This window comes from Paenibacillus sp. VMFN-D1 (assembly GCF_003386155.1).
Lineage (GTDB): Bacteria > Bacillota > Bacilli > Paenibacillales > Paenibacillaceae > Paenibacillus_AQ > Paenibacillus_AQ favisporus.
In genome coordinates this window covers 243,723-263,221 of sequence record NZ_QRDU01000005.1, presented here as the reverse complement: position 1 = coordinate 263,221, position 19,499 = coordinate 243,723, and the positions used below count along the sequence as shown (strand labels likewise).

Sequence of the window (19,499 nt, the reverse complement as noted above, 5' to 3'; positions counted from 1 at the left end):
CGACAGACCTGACCAAATTTTCGATAAAAAAAACTGCCGACACTTTGTCGACAGTCTGGAGCATCCAGATTGGATGACTTAATAATCTAGTAGACGGCCATGATCGTTCCAATTACCGTACATTTTGTTTTCTCTCGTATTGATTATGAATTTGTCCAATCTGCTCTGAAATAATTCGGGCTGATTCTTATAGCTTTGGATCGTGTCGATCCGGACTCTCGTATAAAGATCTGGAAATGCCTTGAAATTCTCATACACTTGCTCTTCCTCTTGCAACCTTTGCTCTATAACCGGATCGATTCGAAAAGAATCGTAATGCATATCAGGAAGGACCTTTCTTCCTTCGTCTGTCATCAAGCCCAACTTTTCGAGGCGGCGGACACGCTCCTTATTCAATTCAGTCCATGAGCTTTTTTTGCTTCGAGGGGACAGTCTCTGAGCCAGCTCCGTTTCAGATATTTTCTTCTTGACTCCATCGATCCATCCAAAGCACAAAGCCTCCTCGACTGCGTCCAAATATAAGAGCGTATCCGATTGGGGCGACATACGAACCAAAACCCAACAACATTTTTCAGTCCTGCTATTTTCCTGCAGCCAAACCCTTAATGCTTCTCTCGATATGACCGGAATGAAGCGATCTACTTCTCTCAGCATGAGTTACTGTTTGTTGGAGATTACGTTATCAAGAAACTGATCTGCGTCGCTATTCAATTTCCAGGAAACTCCGAACTTATCGACCAGCATTCCGAAGCACGAAGACCACGGTGTATTGGATAACGGCATGATGACATAACCGCCCTCAGATAAATTAGAAAAGTAATTTTCCAATGTGTGCTGATCTTCATTAACGATACTAATCAGTATATTGTTGCCTTGGACCAACTCGCCCGTTACATTCTTCATTGAAGGCAAAATATCCGACATCATGATTTTTCCGCCTGCAAATGCTATTGAAGACTCCATGACCATGTTTAGTTCATTTTCCGGCAGCGGATCGTTTGGATCCTGCGGGAAATCCTTAAATTTCACTTTTTTTACTTCCGTTGCGTTTAAAGCTTTCGCATAATAATCAATCGCTTGTTCAGCAACTCCATCAAAGTTTAAATAGACTACAGCTGACATATAGTAAAACCTCCTTCTTGTGATACATGTAGTATATTGAATAAGAGGTGACAGCTGTATGTCACCATTTATAAATAAAGTACTTGCCTCCGAAACGGGTCTATCCAACTGCCATTTTGCGATTGGGAGGTTGGAGTCTGTATTGGATGGGTTTGTATCGCAAAAAGGCTCCACATGTTCACCGCGAACATGTGGAGCTTTTTATTCTGGATGCAGCTGGTTTGATTATGCAAAAGGCTGGAGCATTTGGCTGGCATTCGCAAGTATCAGGGCAATATTCAATACGGCAAAGAACAAAGCCGGCGCCGTTTTGCCAATCGGATCTTTTGTGCGGATATGCACCAGGCTTGCCACCAGCATCGTAACGCCAAGCCACACTCCCGCCCATGCGACCAGTCCGGTATACCAGTAGCCGGCGATCAGCACGGCCGCACCTGCCAATTGGACCAGGCCCGTTACCTTAAGGAACCATTGCGGCAGGTGAAGGTGCTCGAACATGTCTGCCCAGTACTTAGCCCCTATCATTTTGGCGGTACCCGAAAAGAGGTAGTAAGCAATCAGTAAAGATTGAAGAACGATAGTAAGAATGGTCATTTCGATCTCCTCCTATTTGATCACAAAATAAATTGGATTACAGCTCAGCCAATAACTCTTCAAGCTGATCGGCCATCTTGACCCAACCGAGTCTGGCTCCGTTATACGACAAGCTCTCGCTTTCAAATCCGGTATGCTCAAGATGAAGGCGGGTTGCGCCATTGGATGAATGAAGCGTCCATGTAACAACCGTACTTACCCCAGCGGTTACCCAGGTGTAGGATAGGCGGTGGGGTTCTTCAACGACCAGCACTTCTGATTCGACGATTCCGTCCCACACTTTCGACGGTTTGGCCCGAAATTGAAAGTGATGGCCGACAACCGGCTTAAAGTCGTTATCCATCACCCATTTCGCAAGCATGTTGGAATCAGTCAATGCAAGCCATACTTTCTCAATCGGACTATCGAATTGAAAATCCAGCTTCACTTCCGGTTTCATTCCTCTTTCCTCCTTCAACAATTGACTCAGCTTAGCCGATCCTTGGTTCCAAAAAGCCGTGTGAAAAGTGACCCAATCTTCAATTTCTCTCAGAGGCTCTGCGTTCAATCGATACCTTGTTTCCCGCCCGGCCTTGCGGTGCCTGACCAGATCGGCGGCTTTGAGGATCGCCAGATGTTTGGAAACGGCTGTCCGCCCCATCTCGAAATGCACTGTTAATTCGTGTAAAGGCAATTCTTCCGCCTCGGCCAGCAATCTAAGCAATTTGCGCCGCGTCGGATCGGCAACCGCGGCATATACATCCCTCGATTCATGTTGTTCATCCATTCCCATCATCCCTATTCTGCTCGATGATAGGACACCAACCGGTGTCTTATGAATTCATAATAAGACACCAATCGGTGTCATGTCAAGCCATAATTCGGAATAAAGTTTGAATGGCTTGTCACCGAACATTTGGCCTCTGTATATGCCAGGCATGATGCAGTAAAAAGTTTAGGGCATCCCTGAAGGATGCCCCAATGCTGAAATATTGAAGTTTGACGGAGATCAACTGAATAAAGATTTACCTGTTCTGTTTTAATCCTCGCACACTTTATATTGCTGTCTCTCCGTCTCTCTCCTGTCCATGCAACGCTATCCGCAGCGCGCTTACGGCATGCTTCACCGCTTGTCTTCCTTGGTCATAACCGCCGGTCTGAAGCATGAAGCCGTGGACCATGCCGTCATAGCGCTTTGCTTCCACGGGAATGCCGGCGGCTTGTAATTTCGCTGCATAAGCCTCCCCGTCATCGCGCAGCGGATCAAATTCGGCCGTGATGACGAGAGCGGGCGGAAGGCTGCTGAAATCGACAGCCAATAATGGCGAAGCGTAGGGGTTCCTTCCGTCCTGCTCCTCCGCCAGGTATTGGCCCCAGAACCACCGCATCGTGTCCGTCGTCAGGCCGTACCCTTCGGCATTGTCACGGTAAGAATCCGTATCGAACGCGTAGTGGGTCGCCGGATTGAACAACAGCTGAAACTTGATGAAGGACAACCCTTGGTCCCTTGCCATCAAGGTTACGGCAGCGGCCAAGTTTCCGCCCGCGCTGTCGCCGCCGACCGCAATCCGGTTGGGATCCGCTTCTAGCGAAGAGGCATTCTCCGCAACCCAGACAGCAGCCGCATAGGCGTCTTCGATGGCAGCGGGAAACCGATGCTCCGGCGCCAAACGGTAATCTACCGAGACCACGATAACGTTTGCCCCATTGGCCAACTGCCGGCATAACACATCTGCTGCATCCAGGTCCCCGACGACCCAGCCGCCTCCATGATAATAGATGAGAACAGGGAGCGGGTATTTGCTTTGAGGACGATATACCCGAACCGGTATGTGACCGGCCGGCCCCGGGATTTTTCGATTGTCGACTTTCCATACTTCTTCCGGCTGGGCGGCCATGGAGCTTAAGTTGACGGTTCTGGCACTCTCCACGGATAGCGTGTGAAGAGGCGGGACCCCTTGTTTCTTCATATTTTCCAACACAACTTGAACTTGAGGGTCAAGCGGCATGATGATTCCTCCTTAGGGATCAAATCTAATGGATACGGGTCTTCTTATATCCGAAATAAACAACCATTCACGAGCAGCCTCTTTTGGTAAGACTGCTACCATTCCGGTCAAAATGAAGTATACTGAATGGAGAATAACCCTGTAAGTACGCACTTTTGCGTGACATAGTACCCATTTGGTAACTTCATGGAATGGATTGGATGTGATGGATATGGGCGGTTGTCCGGTAGAGGCAACGTTGTCTGTCGTTGGAGGAAAGTGGAAGGCTGTGATCCTATGGCGTTTGGTTGGTGGCACCAGGCGCTTTAACGAACTCCAGCGTTCGATTTCGCAAATTACCCGCAAGATGTTAACGGAACAGCTTCGGGAACTGGAGCAAGATAACCTCATTATTAGAACCGTCTATCCGGAAGTTCCGCCGAAAGTCGAGTACTCGCTAAGCGAATACGGCAAGACGTTTATTCCTGTTTTGAATGCCATGGCCCAGTGGGGACTGGTCCATCGGGAACGCGTGTCTGACTCCGTTCGCTCTACGACTTAGATTACGGTTCTAAAACAAAACCATAGCTCGATAAGGATTTTGACATTTCATAAGCTTAGCGGAGGGTAAGAAATAACGCTCAACTTGTCCCGCGAATAAAAAATCCTGAACCGGCAAGGTTCAGGATTTTTATTTTTTGAGACGAACATCATACTCTCGTATGAAGCAGTGACCGAAAGCGGCTGCCTCACATCATTACTTAGAGGGCACTACGTTATAGCCGACAGGCACGGCCGCATTGCCCGCCCGATCCGATGCCGTGACTTCGATCCGGTTCATGCCCGGCTGAAGGTCGATATCCGCGCTGAACGTCAGGTCATCCTTCACGTCAGCCTGTACTCCATTCACGAGAACGATGCCGGGCTCGCTGATTTTACCTGTAACCCGCAGCGTTCCCTTTTCCACATTGTAGTGATTGCCCGTCAATTTCCCCGGTTCATCCAGCACGATGGTCGGCGAGGTCGTATCCAGTACAGTAATGCGGGCGGTCGCGGTATATTCGCCGCCGGCGGCTGCAGCCGTGATTACCGCAGTCCCCGGACTTTTGGCCGTAACCTTACCGGTGTCGCTCACTTCCGCTATGCCGGTGTCGCTCGATGTCCACTTGATGGTCGTATCTCCCGCATCCACCGGTGTAACGACCGCAGTGAGCTGCGCAGTTTCGCCTTCCTTTAACTCTACTTGTTCCGGTGTTACGTTGATGCCGGTAACGTGCGGCTGATCCGTCTTCACGGACACCACATCCGACGGAGCGGATTCACCGGCCGCGTTGACGGCTTTGACGATGTAGAAATATTCCGTCGATGCCGACAGGCCGGTGTCGGTATGCGTCGTACTAGACAGTACCTCGTCGTTAAGTTTGACAAATTCGCCGTCGGCCTTATCGGACCGGTATACGCTGTACCCTTCCGCCTGCTCTACCGCGTTCCAGTTCAATTCAATCGCGCTGTCGCCTGCCGCCTTAGCCGTCAGGTTAGCCGGAGGCGCAGGGACCGAATCTTCCTGAACGGGTTCTCCATACACCTTGAATTCGTAGCTGGAAGCACTTCCTCCGCTGTAGTTGGATCCCATCACCGTTACGCGGAGATAGCGGTACGCCGCATCGAGGGAATCCGTCGTCAAGCCCTGCGTTTTATTGTCCGTTCTGTCCAGGAGGGTCGTGTACGTGACATCGTCATTGCTGCCTTCAATTTTGTACTGGTAGTATCTCGGATAGGTGGCGCTGTTGTACCAGTAGCTCTCGAGTTTCGTGATATGCATGATGTCGCCGAAGTCGACTTTCCACCACTGCGGGTAGGAATTCGTGACGGCCGCCCAGCGCGTGCCGGCTTTGCCGTCATTCGCGTACTCGATATTGTTCCCTGTTTGGAATGAGCTTGCCGTTGCCGTCTTGCCTTCCGAGATGACTCCCGACGTCGTCGTGGCTTGGACCGGCAGGCTCCACAGGCTCGATCCCGAGCTGCTGCGGGCTCTTACTTGATACGTATGCGTCGAGCTCGCATCAAGCCCCGTATGCTTGTATGGGCTGCTTACACCGCTGATCAACGCACCGTCCACGACCAGATCATAGCTTGCTGCCCCATTAGCATCGTTCCAGGTGACGTCGATTTGGGATTGGCCCGCTGCCTTGGCGGTCAACCCGGTCGGAGCAGCCAATCCTGCAGTCGCCGGCGTAATCGTCAGCACCTGAGCATTGGAGGCATCGAACTTGATCCCCTGGATGGACGCTTGACCCGACACGAATTCAACAGCACGGTCGCTGGCCCGGTTGACCAGCCTGTACTTGGTGATCCCGGTTAAGCTCGTATTCGTTGCGGCCTCGATATCCGACGCCGAAGAATCCGGGGATAGGTCAGCCGCCTTCGCGTTGCCGACCGGAAGAAGATACCACTGATCGCTTCCGGCTGCGGCGCCGTTTCCGCCGTTGCCGTTCGGATCGGCATTCGGATCCGCAAGCCCCGTGGTGACTGCAGCGCCCATTGCCCGTGTCTGCGCCGGCGTCGATCCGGATACCTTCAGATAATTTCCGGTCTCCACATTTTGCAATCGGTAGAAGCCGCTGTTTTTCGACGAGTCGAATTCGTCAGGTACGGGAACGAACTGCCACTGGCTGGCCGCGCCGTCCTTCAGGTCGCTGCCTCCGACAGAGACCGTGTATGAGGACAGCGGGGAGATGTCCGTTCCATCGCTGTCCTTCGGCGGATTGTAGGAAGAATAGTAGGCATGGCCGGCATCGGGTTCGGGCAGGGAATAACTGATCTGCTTGCCGGACAAGTCGGAGATCGCCCGGAACGAATAGCCGCTGACTTGTTGGTTCGTCAGGCTTCCGGAATCGATCTGGGACATATAGCTCCCCACCGTGGCAGGCAGCTTGCCGACGAGGCGAAAGGTGTCCGGCTTGCCGAGATCGTCGGTCTCATAGACGTAGCCATCGTAGCCGACAGAGCGGTATTTGCCGCTGTACACGTTATACGAAAAGGCGTTCTCGTACTGCGTATTGACCGGAACAAAAAGCCGTTCCGTCGCGGTATCTTTAAAGATCGGATTGCCTGCGCTGACTTTGACCGAGGTCACATAGCCGGTAGCGTTGTTCTCCTGCTTGATCCATACCGCGCCGCTCTCGACATAGACCGTTACCGTTGCATCCAGTGCGGGATCAGAGTACGTCACCGAAGGGACACTGCCACCAGGACCGGTGATCGTTCCGCTCACCGTATTCGCCGTATATGTGCTGCCTGCCGGGTCTTTGAAAGTGAAATCACCGCTGCTCGGCACTTTCGTATAGCCGATATCGAGCGAAGAGTTATCCATCCCGATGCCGGTCAGCCTCAGGTCATCCGTCTCTGGCGTATAGTTGACCGTGAGGTTATGATCGCTGCCTGCCCCCATCGGACTTCCGATCCATCCGGCATACCCTTTTAGAGCTGAGCGCGTCCATGTGCCGTTGTACCATACGTCCCACGAGCCTTCGGCCATCTTTGCGCTGATTGGCGAGCGGGCGAGGTGAAAGTAGGTGAGGACATTGCTGTAGCCCGTTTTCCAATTAATATGGTTATTGTATAAAACGTAAAAATAACCGTTAACGTTATCGACGAAGAAGCGTGTCCCGGCCACCCCGTACGACCAGGTCTTCCCCGGAAAACCGCTCGCGGTGACCGCTTCGTCACTGTCGTTCCACGGCGAGGTCGCCACCTGTCCGATCAGGTTCCATGTCTTTCCTTTATCGGTCGAGTACATGGAGAGAACGCGGTTGTTGTGCACGCCCGTGGCGATCCGCTGGTTATTCGTCGGGTTCCCGGTAGCAAATGGATTAAATTGATACTCATCATTGGTGAGCGAGTACCAGTAACCGGTATCCGGATCGACCCAAATGCCGATGCCGTCGTTGTGATCGTCCTGATAAGGCGTCGGAATGCCGTACGTTTCGTCGATTTTGTAATTAATCGTCCCCGGCCGGTTCCAGTAAGAATTATAAGTCACAGGGCTGCCCCAATTCGTGTTCAGCTTGCCCAGGTCTGTGCTGGTGTTGTACTTGATCCAGGATCCCCCGTTGTCCGCCTGCTCATAGTTGGAGACGGAATACATCCAGTGAAACTCCCCGTCCTGATCCACAAACGCGGTGCCGGCGATATCGGCCGTACCGGAGGTGAGACTGGGGACAGCGTGCTGAACGAAGGTCGGGAATTTCTCCGCGGCTGCGCTGGCCGGCTGCATTCCGAACGGAACCGTACCGGCAGCCAGCATGATAGCGGGAATGGCTCTAAGCACCGCGAGCTTTGCTTTCCATCTTTTACGCATCAAATCGAATAACCTCCTGTCTAGGTATCGTACACACATCCTCCCCGTCCCGGGAGACTTCCCCACCTCCTTTTGGCGCAAGATGACCTCGACTTTTGCCCATACTTTGAATGCTGTGAAAGAGTCAGAACCTTTCGCCAATGAATAAAGCGCTTTCAAAAATGAGTCTAAAACGGTGCAGCCGGCAGCGTACACTTCCGTTTTTTCACATAGGCAGTACTTTCGTAAGAAACCCCCTCGGGAATTAAATATCGTTCATACAACTTAATAATGGTTGGAGGAGCATGATCACGCAAAAAAGCCACCCTTTGCAGGATGGCCCTATGCTTGCCTCTGTTTATGCTACCGTATTGCTGATCACCTTCAGAAATCCGTTCTTTCCGGCCGCATCCACCACCGACTGAATGGAGTCTCTTGCCGCACCGCTGAACAGGTACCATTGGTCCTCGGTAGCATCATACAAGAGAACTTCCGGGTAACCCGTCAACAGCTCATCGGGAAAGGCGTTAACGAGAGAATAGACATCAAACCGCTGCACGCTGCTCCCTTTCTCATCCAGAAAATCATACTGCGCATTTTTTTGATACGACCCGGGTACATCAATGTTCGCCATCCACGAGTAACTGGCGGGAGCATCGACTTTGGCGCCTTTGTTCCGTACAAAAGCTTCATAAATGGCTGCGTTATACGCATTTCCTTTAAGCTGCTGTACGACGCCGCCCATCGTCATGTGGTATTCATACTGCAGTGCTTTTACTTTCACGTTATGAATGACGAGTGGCGCAGTTTCGACAGTAACCTTCGAATTGCTGTAATTCACTGTACAGCCGAACGTTTCGGCGATAAAGCGGAGCGGAACCATCACGCGATTATTCTTGATGTACGGCTTGACATCCAGCTGCACCGCTTCACCATTTTTCATGGCCGCCGTGCTGTTCGTTTGCAGCGTCACTTTCATACTGCTTTTGGTGAGCGTCACTTTCGAATTCGACCAATCGACCTTGGCCCCTAAATTCTCACTGACCACGCGCAAAGGCACCATCGTACGCTTGTTTTTCGTCTCCGGCTTCACATCGGACGCCACCGCGACGCCGTCAATTTGGATGGGATGGTTCGCTGCATAAGCAGGCGACGATGCGATCGCAAGAATGAATGCAAAAATGATGCTTGGGATGATCTTCTTCATGTTTTGTCATCGCTCCTTCTATAAGTTTCTATCTTATCCAATCCCCATCCCTTATCCTACCAATTTCCAATATTAATGTTAAGAGTAAACAGGCAATTCATCCGTACAGCCATTCAGGAGCATTTGTCCCTCGCTCTCCTATCTGTAATAATCAAGTCATAGACTGCGACGTTCAAAAACGGTTATGGAGGTAGATCCCATTGATTACTGGTGAAAAGGTAGAACTGCGCCCCGTCTCTCTGGATGATTACAGACGGGCATACGCCTGGAGGAATGATGAGGAAACAGCCAAGCTGGAAGCGGGTTCGTCCCTGTTCTTGTTCAGCCATGTTCCACTGGAATATTTGGAGGATGCATACAGAAAGGAAATCCTGGAACTGGATAAGCGGGAAAAAGGTCGCTTCTCCATTTATACGCGCGACGAACAACCCGAGCATATCGGTTTCATTGAGTACCGAGACGTGAACATCGTCTCCCGCCGCTGCACCGTCGGCATCGGTATTGGAAACAAGGACTTCTGGGGGCAAGGCTGGGGATCGGATGCCTTGAAAGCGCTGATCCGGTATGTGTTCCAGACGATGAACCTTCGGCGTGTTCAACTCGAAACATGGGGTGGCAATGCAAGGGCTATCCGTGCCTACGAGAAGTGCGGCTTCGTTATTGAGGGAAGGCTGCGCGAGCATTCCTATATTGATGGACAGTACGTCGACACCATCGTGATGGGGCTCTTGAGAGAGGATTTTCTGAATTTAGATAGGGGATAACATCTTCCGTTCACCAAAAAAAGCCGCGGTTCCCCATGACTGGAACCAGCGGCTCTCATACTCAATCCTTGCCTTTCAATGGCATACTCACCGGGCGATCGGAACCATGAACCGCTCGCGATGGCGGAATACGGCCCATTCGCGGTAGCCAATGTCATACAAATGGCCGGCGACCGCCGCGAAATGCTCGCCTACGCGCTCGGGTTCGTGCGCATCAGAGCCAAAGGTCACCTTTACCCCATAACGGTGCGCGCGTTCCAGCAAATCACCGTCCGGCACCCAGTGGTTGTCGGAGGAATTGATTTCAATCACTACATCGCTTTCCGCAACCGCCTTCAGCATGACGTCGGCCGCTTCGGTACGCAGCTCCGAGTATCCGTTGAAATAGCGGTTCAAGGAATCCACATGGCCCAAAATGTCATACAAGCCGCATTTCGCGGACTGGGCGATATAATCATAAAACAACTTTTTCACTTCCATTTTTCGTGCCGCGGTCAGGCTTTCCCAATACGCCGAGTCATAAATGCCGATGCCGGCGAACTCATGCACGGAGCCAATGACGTAATCCAACGGATAAGCGGCGATCACCGATCGGTACAATTCCAGATGCTCCGGCAAAAAATCCGCTTCGATGCCGAGCAGCACCTCGATTTTCCCATGGTACTGCTTCTTTAGCTCCACAACCTCCCGAATATACTTTGGAAACTCTGATTTTGCCATACTCCCCGTTAAGGATGGGCGGTCTTCGGCCGATGCGAAAAACGGCGTATGGTCCGAGATGCCGATCATATCCAGCCCCTGTTCAATGGCCGATTCAATATAGTCTCTCACCGAGCCGGCCGCATGTCCGCAGCGCTCGTGATGGGTATGAAAATCAAACTTCATGGAATCCCTCCGATTCATTGGTTCATCAAGATGAATACAATCAGCCTTTTGAGCCTGTGATCACAATGCCTTGAATAAAGTACTTCTGGGCAAAGAAGAAAATGAGCAGCAGCGGCAAAATCGCGACGAGTGAAGCCGCCATCAGCAGGTTCCACGGCGTTGCCCCGTACGCTGCCGTAAAATTGGCCAAGCCGAGCGAAACCGGGTACTTATTCATATCGTTCAAGTAAATGAGCGGCCCGAACAAGTCATTCCACCTTGAGATCAGCTCCAGAATGGCCGCTGTTGCAAAGGCCGGCTTGGAGAGCGGAATCAGGATGCGGAAGAACATCGTGAATTGGCCGCCCCCGTCGATTTTGACCGCTTCGTCCAGCTCCTTCGAGATCCCCAGATAAAACTGGCGCATCAGAAAGATCGTAAAAGAGCTCGCCGTAAATGCCGGGATGACAAGCGGCAAATACGTTCCAGTCCAGTGCAGCTTCGTAAACAGCAAATACTGCGGGATCAAGGTCACTTGAGACGGGATCATCATCGTACTGAGGACGAGCCCGAATAACAAAAGGCTGCCCCGCGCCCGCAGCCGCGCAAAAGCGAATGCGGCCATCGCGGAGGTGAATACGACCGCTGCTACCGTCACAGCCGAGTACCATACCGAGTTCCAAAGAAAGCGGCCCAGCGGGGCATCGATAAAAATTTGCCTGAAGTTGCTCCACTGCAGACGGCCCGGAAACCACGTCATCGGGACGCGATGGATTTCGGAGATCGTCTTCAGCGAAGTGGAGAGCATCCAAAACAACGGAAACGCGAATAACAGAACGCCGCCGTATAACAGGACGTAAAGGATGACTTTGTTTACGGGACGCATATCGCCGGGGTTGTATGACTTTTTTGGCTTCATGAGGAAGGCATCTCCTTACTTCGAGTCGTATTCATAGTGGACGTATTTTTTCGAACCCCACAGCGAAACGAGGGTGAGCGCAAAAATGAGCAGGAACAGGATCCAGGCTTGAGCGGACGCATACCCCATCCGGAATTGCTTGAACGCCGTATCGAATAAATAGTAGACATAGAAATACGAATTCCAGTCCGGCCCGCCCTTGGTGATCACGTAGGCTTCCGTAAAAATCTGCAGCGCTCCGATCATGCCAATAATCGTGTTAAAAAGGATGACGGGCGAAATGAGCGGGACCGTTATTTTCCGGAACTTCGTGAATCCGCTGGCCCCCTCGATTGAAGCGGCCTCATACAAATCGGCCGGCAGCGACTGCAGCGCAGCCAGAAAGATCACCATCGTGCTGCCCGAAGCCGTCAGCTGCATGAGCACCATGGACGGGACCACGGTGCCGGAACTCGTAAACCAACCAGGCCCTTGAATGCCGAACCAATCGTAAAGGACGGAATTCACAACACCGAACTGCGGGTTCAGCAGCCACGACCATAGAAAAGAAACGGCTACCCCGGATACGATGCTGGGCGCGTAATACAGCGTGCGAAGCAGGGATTGCCCCTTGATTCGATGATTCAGCAGCACTGCAATCACCAGCGAGGTCAGGATCGTGAACGGCACGGCCAGCACGGTGTAATACAGCGTCACGGACAGCGACTTGTAGAACAGCCGGTCTTTGAACAGCAGGAGGTAATTGCTGATTCCCGTGAATTTCGGAGAAGAAATGACATTGTATTCGGTGAAGCTGAGCAGCAGCGAGATGAGAATCGGTCCCCCGGTAAAGCATATAAAACCGATAAACCAAGGAGCTATAAAAATCCAAAACGACCGCTCCTCGCGCTTCATTGCCAGCGTACGCTTACTCATGAGCAACCTCCGTAGGATGGGACGGACGCGGGCTTGCACAACACGTCCGCCCAGGTGTAATTGATTCCAAGCTCTGGCTGTTATTGATTTAAATTGAGCGACAGAAGCTTCTCATTCAAGCTCTTCAATCCGTCCGTCACGCTCTCTTTGCCTCCCCATACTTGATAGAGCGACTGGTTCATCGTTTCGAGCACGGTATTAAATTTGACGATCAGGTGATTTTCCGCCTCGCGACCATTTTGGATCGAGCCTTCGTGTACCTGCTTGAACGCCGCGGCATCCATGCCGATTTCCCCGCCCATTTTGTCATACCAAAGTTTGAACAGCCCTGAATCCGCCGGTGTTCTACCCACATCGTTCATATACCGGTAAGCGCCGCCGCCCTCTGCGGGATTCGCTAAATGCCGGACGAATTCCCAGGCCTCGTCAGGGTGTTTGCTTGTCGCCGAAATGCTCCACGGGTCGACATACAGCGGTACTTTCCGTCCCTCGTGATACGGAACGGCCGCTACCCCCCATTTAAAATCCGCCTTTTTGTAGGAGCCCAGCCCCCACCCGCCTGAAATGTACATGCCGACCTTGCCGGTAAGGAACGGATCCCCGAGCTGTGCAGAGGCTGCTACCGTCTCGGCGTCCGGAGCAACCTTGTACTTATGGATCAAGTCCACGTTAAACTGCAGCGCTTCAATATTCAGCGGCTTCATGAGATCCGGCTGTCCCATGACACCGGTCGTATAGGCCTCCGGCTTGAACATGTCCCCGCCGAAGAGCCAGGTCATCTCATTGGCACTCAGAGCGCTGGAAAAGCCGAAAACCTGCTTGCGCGCATCCCCTACGTCATGGGACAATTTCTTCGCCGTTTCGAGCATCGTATCGAAATTCCAGGACTTGTCGTCCCAGTCCGTCGTCGGGTATGGGATTCCGGCCGCATCGAACAAATCTTTGTTGTAGTAAAGATAGGTGGCGTTGCTTACGAGCGGGACGCCGTAATACTTACCGTCGATTTTATAAATGTTGAGGAGGTTCGGATCCATCGTTTTGAGCTCGGGAGCCCCTTTATCGATATAAGGGGTCAGGTCCTTTAAGGCCCCCATCTTCATATAAGTCGCAAATCCGCTGTCCGCCTGGTTCGGATTCCAAACATCCGGCGCATTCCCGCTGGCGATCAAGGTAGCCAGTTTTTGATCAAATTGGTCGTACGGGATATTTTCGAGCCGCACTTTGACGTTGGGGTGACTCTCCTCAAAGGTCGAGACCATGGCGTCCTGCCAAGCTTTCTTATCCGGGTCTGTCGCCATCATCCAGACAATTTCTACTTTTTCTTTGCCATTGCTCTTCGCATCCGCTGTGGCCGTATGATTCGAATCGTCTGCATTCCCGCATGCGGCTAGTACCGTTGAGAGGGAAAACAATAGAAGTACGCTCATCAGAAAGCGATTTTTTGTGAGTGGATTTTTCATGGACACCCCTGCCTCCGTTTTTTGTGCCAAATTTACAGAACACTGAATAAAACCAGTTCGGACCTGCGAAAACTTAACCGTTTTAACACGAAGTTAACAAAGCTGACTCAAAGCTTAGCGAAAACGAAGTTTCATTTTACACAATGTTAACAAAACTAACTCGAATCACGTCGAAAAATAGGCTATTTTACTCTCCTGTTATCCGCTACCTCCTATGGTTTGTGCCTTGTCGACTACAAATATAGCATAGGATATTACGATTTTTCTGCACATATCTTATCTATTTTCTATTTTTTCTACATATGTTATCATGATCTTGAGGTTCACAATTTGACATGGTGGTGGAAGAATTGTGGAGTTAAATTTCTATGAAGCTTCTAAATTCGACATTAGTCGCGAGAGGAAATATAACACAAGTATGCCGACACGCCATTATCATAATGGCTATGAGATTTTTTATCTGGTCTCGGGCGATATCAGCTATTTCATCGAGGATCAAAGCTATCAAGTGGTTGGCGGGGCCTTGTTAATCATCAACATGAACGAAATCCACAAGCTGGTCAACTCCAGCAAGGAGAGCTTCGAGCGGATCACGCTGCTGTTTCAGGAGGAATTTCTCGAGGATATGTTTCCTTACAACGACAGCTTTCACGTGCTGTCCAGCTTTGCCAGCGGCAAGCATTTCATGCCCTTGAACGGGCAGGAGCAGAGCTTTATCGAGAAGCTTTTCGACAAAATGATTGCCGAGTACAACAAGCAGCCTCCCGGCTACGAGTACTATTTAAAGACGCTGCTGTTTGAGCTGCTCATTTTCATTTACCGCAAGTCGTCTACCCTTCCGGCGGCCGATCATACCGGGAGCAATCCGATCCATAAGAAGATCTTTGATATCGTCGATTATCTGAACCAGAACTACCATGAAACCCAGACGATCCAGGGCATCTCCAGCAAGTTCTTCATCAGCCCCTCTTACTTCTGCAAGACGTTCCGGGAAAATACTGGCTTCACCTTCACCGAGTATTTAAACAATGTCCGGATCAAGGAAGCGCGCCGCCTCCTGACCGGTAGCACCTTAAAAATCGCCGATATCGCCGAGAGGGTCGGCTTTGAGAGCATGACGCACTTCGGGCGCATTTTCAAAGACATCACCAGCCTCTCACCGCTTAAATACCGCCAGACGTATAAGGCGGAGCTGGATTAAGCATAAAAAAAGAGGGCTGGGTGCCCTCTTTTTTGCCTACTCATATTAGTTACAACTCATCACGAACCTGCCCCCTCCTCAACCTCTTTGCCTGCGATCAGCAGCTGCACCCCGATCATTGCTACGATGATTACGAGCATCGTGAGAAGCGCAGCGTGAAAGCTGCCGCTGTAATCATGGATCGTTCCCACCAACAGTGGACCGAATGCGCCGATAATGTAACCTCCACACTGAGACATCGCAGCCCACGCCCCCGCTTCCTCCGAGGTGTTCGTCTCAACAATTGGCAGCATCAGCGCCAGCGGGAATAATCCGCCTGCCCCGATTCCCAAACAGATGATAGCCGGCAGCATCGGCAGGTGGAACAATAACATCACAATGCCGATCAGCTCAAACACGCTGCACAAAACCAGGAATAATCTTCTTTTGCCAAAGCGGGACACCAGACCCGGAACGATTAAGGAGACAGGAACTTGGATAATCGTAAACAAGGTAAGGAACACGGCCGAGCTCGACGGACTGTACCCGAAGCTGTGCGCAATCGGTGAAATCCATGCGGTGATGGAATAGAACATGCTTGCCATAAAACCGAAAAATAACGTTAACAATATCGCTCTTTTATTACGGATGGGCAGCCTGGATCGAACCAATCTTTTCTGCTCAGCCTTGTTCCGGAGAAATGCCGACCAGATCAAGAGGGCAATAACACCCAAAATAGCCCAGCATGACAAGGTCAACGTTAAGCTGTGATGACTCCGGTCGTATATCGGAATGGAGAAGGCGGACGCTAATGCTGCCCCCACAGTCATTGATGCGGAATAGATGCTGACGATGCCGGGCTTCGTCGGGAAGTATTTTTTAATAAAACCGGACAATAGAGGCCCTGCCAAACTGATTCCGATCCCGCCTACCAGCGCAGTAACCACCAGGATCGTGACGGAGCCGACGATGCCTCGCAAAGCGGTGCCTCCTGTAATGAGCAGCAAGGCGATGACAATCGTGCGCTCCAGCCCCAGCCGATCACTCAGCGCCGTTGCAGCAGGAGCAAAAATCCCCATACATAATACAGGCAGCGTCGTGAGCAGACTTGCGGTCAGCCCGCTCATTCCCAAATCGCTCTGCATGGTACCGAGCAAAGGGGCAACAGACGTAAGAATTGGCCTCAGGTTCAACGCAGCGATAAATATAGCTAATAATAAATAGAACTTTCTCATCGATTTCCTCCACCCATCTGCTTTATGTACATTCAGTATATGGAACCACCTTTCATTGTTCAATCCTATAATTTATATTATTATGATAGTAAAATACTATTAAAATCAGGAGACCCTGCATGGACACTCGAAATATACAGTACTTCATGGCCGTATATGAGCATCTTCATTTTACAAAAGCCGCCGAAGAGCTTGGCATCTCTCAGCCCACACTAAGCCAGCAGATTCGCATCCTTGAAGCGGAGTTCGGCATGCCGCTCTTCGACCGCATCGGCAAGAAGGTGGTTGCGACGGAAGCCGGTAGGCTTCTGCGGGAGTATGGAACGAAAATGCTGCAGGCGGAACGGGATGCCAAAAATGCCATCAAAGAGCTCCAGTCCGGCAAACAAGGCACCGTTCGGCTGGCCGTGCTGCCTTCTGACCTGGATTTTCAGCTCGTTCCGCTGTTTGTCCAGTTCAAATCCACCTATCCTGACATCCAGCTGCAGGCCTTCTCAACGATCTTCGTCCAGGACGAAGTGCTTAACCATAAAGTAGATCTCGGCATTGGATTGCGCGGGCCGGTCGATAAAAGGCTGACCCAAATTCCGCTTGGATGCGAACCCTATCATCTATTCGTGAATTCGGCAAGCGAGCTCGCCGACAGGAAGGAGATCACGCTGGAGGAACTGAAGGAGCATGCCTTAGTGATGTATCCAAAAGGGTATCTCGGCCGCGATCTGGTTGACGATGTATGCAGACAAGAGGGCTTCGAATTAACGACGGTGATGGAGGCCAGTTCAGCCACTTCCCTGCTGCAACTCGTATCGGCCGGGGTAGGCGCGACGATTCAACCGGCTGGATTGCTCAGACAAAATCCGGAGCGGCCCGACATTGCATCGATCCCAATTACTGGACCGACGCCGGTGCGTCATCTCGAGCTGATGTACTATGCAGATCGATTTATTAGCGGCTCCCAGCAGCAATTGACGAATTGGCTGATCGATTACTTTAACGCCAACATAGGCCAGAATTCACATGACAGTTAGGCTGAAGGCACATCATAGCACTCCCAGGCTCCAAGATGGCACTTACGTTGACAAAATAAATGTAATAATTTATATTACAAATGGTGATGCAAATGAACAGCGATTTTATCGTGGCTGTGCACAGCCTTGTATTTCTGGCTTATGCGCCGGACAATCTGAAAACCAGTGATAATATAGCCAAAAGTGTGGCCGTCCATCCGGTTCGCGTTCGCAAAGTACTGTCTTTGCTTAGAAAGCATGGCTTCATTCAATCCAAGCATGGAGCTAAGGGAGGCTTCATCCTCGTCCAGGATCCGCGGACAATTACCCTGGATAAGCTCTATGTCTTGACCTCAGAGGGATCCCTGAAGCCCAAATGGCCCGACGCCAATCAAAAATGTGCCATCGGCGCGAATATCGAGCAAGCTATGGACGGTATCTTTGAAACGACCGAACAACGGGTCGTGGCCAATCTGAAAGATTATACGATTGCCGATGTGTTGCACAGGATCGGAGAGCAGGATTAGGAACAGCCTGCTTCTTTATTTTTCGGATTATTGTAATAAAAAATATTACAATTATGCTGAAGAGTCAAAAATCATCCATTATATTTTAATTTTTTTACGTATATATGTAATAAAAATTATTACATTTCCATTGAAATTACTACTATAATTAAGGAGATTTTCTATGTCTAAATCACGTACAGTTAATCGCATGTCATTTTGGTTTGTGGCTTACGCCCTTTTGATTATTATGATGGGTACGAATATTCCGGCTCCCCTTTATAGCCTTTATGGGCAATTGTGGCACTTTTCAACGGGAGTGACGTCCTTTCTTTTTATTATGTATGTCCTTTTTTTGATACCCGCAAGCTTTGTGTTTGGTCAGCTCTCGGATCGTATTGGACGTAAAAAAGTGCTGCTGGCCGGCGTGATCGCAGCCGGAGCGGGTTCGCTCATGTTTTCGGTATCCCACAACCTCGCCATGCTGCTTGCTTCTCGGGCGATTCAGGGCGTTGGCGTCGGTATCATCAATGGGACGGCTGTTGCGACACTGTCTGAGCTGCGCCCGGCAAGCAGCAAAACGGCCTCGCTGGTGGCATCGGTGTCCATCGCAATCGGGACGGCCATCGGTCCGCTATATTCCGGTCTATTGGGTGAATATTCATCCTCCCCCATTCGGCTTCCCTATTATTTGCATTTAGTGCTTTTAGGTTTTGCCTTCCTTGGGTTATTAGCTGTACCGGAAACCCGCAAAATTGCGGACGCACCCCAGCGGCTGAAGCTGCCCAGCGTGCCGGCCGTGATCCGGAAGCCGTTTACGATCTCGGTGTTGGCGTCGATCATCGCATGGGCGGTAGCCGTGTTTTTTATGACGCTGGTGCCGACGGTCATCGCCACCCAAATGAATCTCCATAATTTGGCCTTATCGGGCGCTGTTGTTTGCTTAATGCTCGGATTTTCAACACTATCCCAGATTCTGTTCAAGTCCTTGTCGGCATCGTCAGCCATCTATACAGGTTTTGCTTTGCTTACGCTCGGAATCGTGGGCGTTGTCATTGCAATTCCTACGCAGTCGGTTTTCCTCCTTCTATTAAGCACCGTGTTGGCGGGAAGCGGGCATGGGCCGGCCGCGTCAGGAAGTATGGCTTGGATCAATGAAATGTCCCCATCCGGAAGCCGGGCGGATATGATGTCGATCTTTTATGCGGTCACCTACCTGGGTGCCGGTATCCCGGTGCTTGCACTAGGCATCGGCGCCGAGTGGATTGGCTTTTATCAAGCGATCTCCATCTATTCCGGACTTATTGTCGTTTTCGCCGCGGTAGTTACGTTCATTGTCAGGGGTTATCATACCAGGGCGTAATCGGGAGCGCTTAAATCCTGCATCCTTCCCTTCTCTGGCCTTTCTGCCCAGTCTGAT

Annotated in this window: 18 protein-coding genes; 6 read left to right on the top strand and 12 right to left on the bottom strand. The window is 51.0% G+C overall.

Annotated features, from left to right (window positions below; translation table 11 throughout):
• Positions 1 to 78: 78 nt before the first annotated feature.
• From C7820_RS27660 to C7820_RS27640, 5 genes are all read right to left on the bottom strand, one after another.
• Positions 79 to 654: a YdeI/OmpD-associated family protein gene (locus C7820_RS27660; RefSeq protein WP_116233761.1), complete on the bottom strand. Its 576-nt coding sequence runs from the start codon at positions 652 to 654 to the stop codon at positions 79 to 81.
• A 3-nt stretch (positions 655 to 657) separates the two neighbouring features.
• Positions 658 to 1,122, bottom strand: coding sequence for a VOC family protein (locus C7820_RS27655; RefSeq protein WP_116233760.1), 465 nt, complete (start codon positions 1,120 to 1,122; stop codon positions 658 to 660).
• Between the two features lie 225 nt (positions 1,123 to 1,347).
• Positions 1,348 to 1,716 carry a DoxX family protein gene (locus tag C7820_RS27650; RefSeq protein WP_116233759.1) on the bottom strand — a complete coding sequence of 123 codons (369 nt, stop codon included), beginning with the start codon at positions 1,714 to 1,716 and terminating at the stop codon, positions 1,348 to 1,350.
• A gap of 37 nt (positions 1,717 to 1,753) precedes the next feature.
• The gene (locus C7820_RS34065) at positions 1,754 to 2,491 is read right to left on the bottom strand and encodes a metalloregulator ArsR/SmtB family transcription factor (RefSeq protein WP_309545788.1); all 738 of its coding nucleotides are present in this window, start codon (positions 2,489 to 2,491) and stop codon (positions 1,754 to 1,756) included.
• A gap of 259 nt (positions 2,492 to 2,750) precedes the next feature.
• Positions 2,751 to 3,704 (bottom strand): alpha/beta hydrolase, encoded by a 954-nt coding sequence (locus C7820_RS27640; RefSeq protein WP_116233757.1) that lies wholly within the window; start codon positions 3,702 to 3,704, stop codon positions 2,751 to 2,753.
• A 205-nt stretch (positions 3,705 to 3,909) separates the two neighbouring features.
• On the opposite strand from C7820_RS27640, the gene C7820_RS27635 reads away from it, so the two are divergent.
• Positions 3,910 to 4,245, top strand: a complete 336-nt coding sequence (locus C7820_RS27635) for a winged helix-turn-helix transcriptional regulator (RefSeq protein ID WP_116233756.1) — start codon at positions 3,910 to 3,912, stop codon at positions 4,243 to 4,245.
• Between the two features lie 195 nt (positions 4,246 to 4,440).
• Here the strand turns inward: C7820_RS27635 and C7820_RS27630 are convergent, their stop codons facing one another.
• Complete coding sequence (locus C7820_RS27630) at positions 4,441 to 8,043, bottom strand: discoidin domain-containing protein (RefSeq protein WP_181909216.1); 3,603 nt, start codon at positions 8,041 to 8,043, stop codon at positions 4,441 to 4,443.
• 337 nt (positions 8,044 to 8,380) lie between these two features.
• A complete protein-coding gene (locus C7820_RS27625; RefSeq protein ID WP_116233754.1) occupies positions 8,381 to 9,229 on the bottom strand; it encodes a stalk domain-containing protein in 849 nt (282 codons plus the stop codon).
• A gap of 200 nt (positions 9,230 to 9,429) precedes the next feature.
• Between C7820_RS27625 and C7820_RS27620 the strand changes: the two genes are divergently transcribed.
• The gene (locus tag C7820_RS27620) at positions 9,430 to 9,993 is read left to right on the top strand and encodes a GNAT family N-acetyltransferase (protein ID WP_116233753.1); all 564 of its coding nucleotides are present in this window, start codon (positions 9,430 to 9,432) and stop codon (positions 9,991 to 9,993) included.
• Between the two features lie 87 nt (positions 9,994 to 10,080).
• Here the strand turns inward: C7820_RS27620 and C7820_RS27615 are convergent, their stop codons facing one another.
• From C7820_RS27615 to C7820_RS27600, 4 genes are all read right to left on the bottom strand, one after another.
• Complete coding sequence (locus C7820_RS27615) at positions 10,081 to 10,878, bottom strand: histidinol-phosphatase (protein WP_116233752.1); 798 nt, start codon at positions 10,876 to 10,878, stop codon at positions 10,081 to 10,083.
• A 40-nt stretch (positions 10,879 to 10,918) separates the two neighbouring features.
• Positions 10,919 to 11,776, bottom strand: a complete 858-nt coding sequence (locus C7820_RS27610; RefSeq protein WP_116233751.1) for a carbohydrate ABC transporter permease — start codon at positions 11,774 to 11,776, stop codon at positions 10,919 to 10,921.
• Positions 11,777 to 11,791: 15 nt separating this feature from the next.
• A complete protein-coding gene (locus C7820_RS27605) occupies positions 11,792 to 12,691 on the bottom strand; it encodes a carbohydrate ABC transporter permease (RefSeq protein ID WP_116233750.1) in 900 nt (299 codons plus the stop codon).
• An 80-nt stretch (positions 12,692 to 12,771) separates the two neighbouring features.
• Complete coding sequence (locus C7820_RS27600) at positions 12,772 to 14,151, bottom strand: ABC transporter substrate-binding protein (RefSeq protein WP_116233749.1); 1,380 nt, start codon at positions 14,149 to 14,151, stop codon at positions 12,772 to 12,774.
• Positions 14,152 to 14,503: 352 nt separating this feature from the next.
• Between C7820_RS27600 and C7820_RS27595 the strand changes: the two genes are divergently transcribed.
• A complete protein-coding gene (locus C7820_RS27595; RefSeq protein WP_258875471.1) occupies positions 14,504 to 15,352 on the top strand; it encodes an AraC family transcriptional regulator in 849 nt (282 codons plus the stop codon).
• Between the two features lie 59 nt (positions 15,353 to 15,411).
• On the opposite strand, the gene C7820_RS27590 is transcribed toward C7820_RS27595, so the two are convergent.
• Complete coding sequence (locus C7820_RS27590; protein WP_116233747.1) at positions 15,412 to 16,566, bottom strand: MFS transporter; 1,155 nt, start codon at positions 16,564 to 16,566, stop codon at positions 15,412 to 15,414.
• Positions 16,567 to 16,685: 119 nt separating this feature from the next.
• Between C7820_RS27590 and C7820_RS27585 the strand changes: the two genes are divergently transcribed.
• The 3 genes from C7820_RS27585 (at position 16,686) to C7820_RS27575 (ending at position 19,442) form a co-directional block, all read left to right on the top strand.
• A complete protein-coding gene (locus tag C7820_RS27585) occupies positions 16,686 to 17,594 on the top strand; it encodes a LysR family transcriptional regulator (protein ID WP_116233746.1) in 909 nt (302 codons plus the stop codon).
• A 92-nt stretch (positions 17,595 to 17,686) separates the two neighbouring features.
• Positions 17,687 to 18,100, top strand: a complete 414-nt coding sequence (locus C7820_RS27580; protein ID WP_116233745.1) for an RrF2 family transcriptional regulator — start codon at positions 17,687 to 17,689, stop codon at positions 18,098 to 18,100.
• Between the two features lie 163 nt (positions 18,101 to 18,263).
• Positions 18,264 to 19,442, top strand: coding sequence for an MFS transporter (locus C7820_RS27575; RefSeq protein ID WP_116233744.1), 1,179 nt, complete (start codon positions 18,264 to 18,266; stop codon positions 19,440 to 19,442).
• Positions 19,443 to 19,499 lie beyond the last annotated feature (57 nt).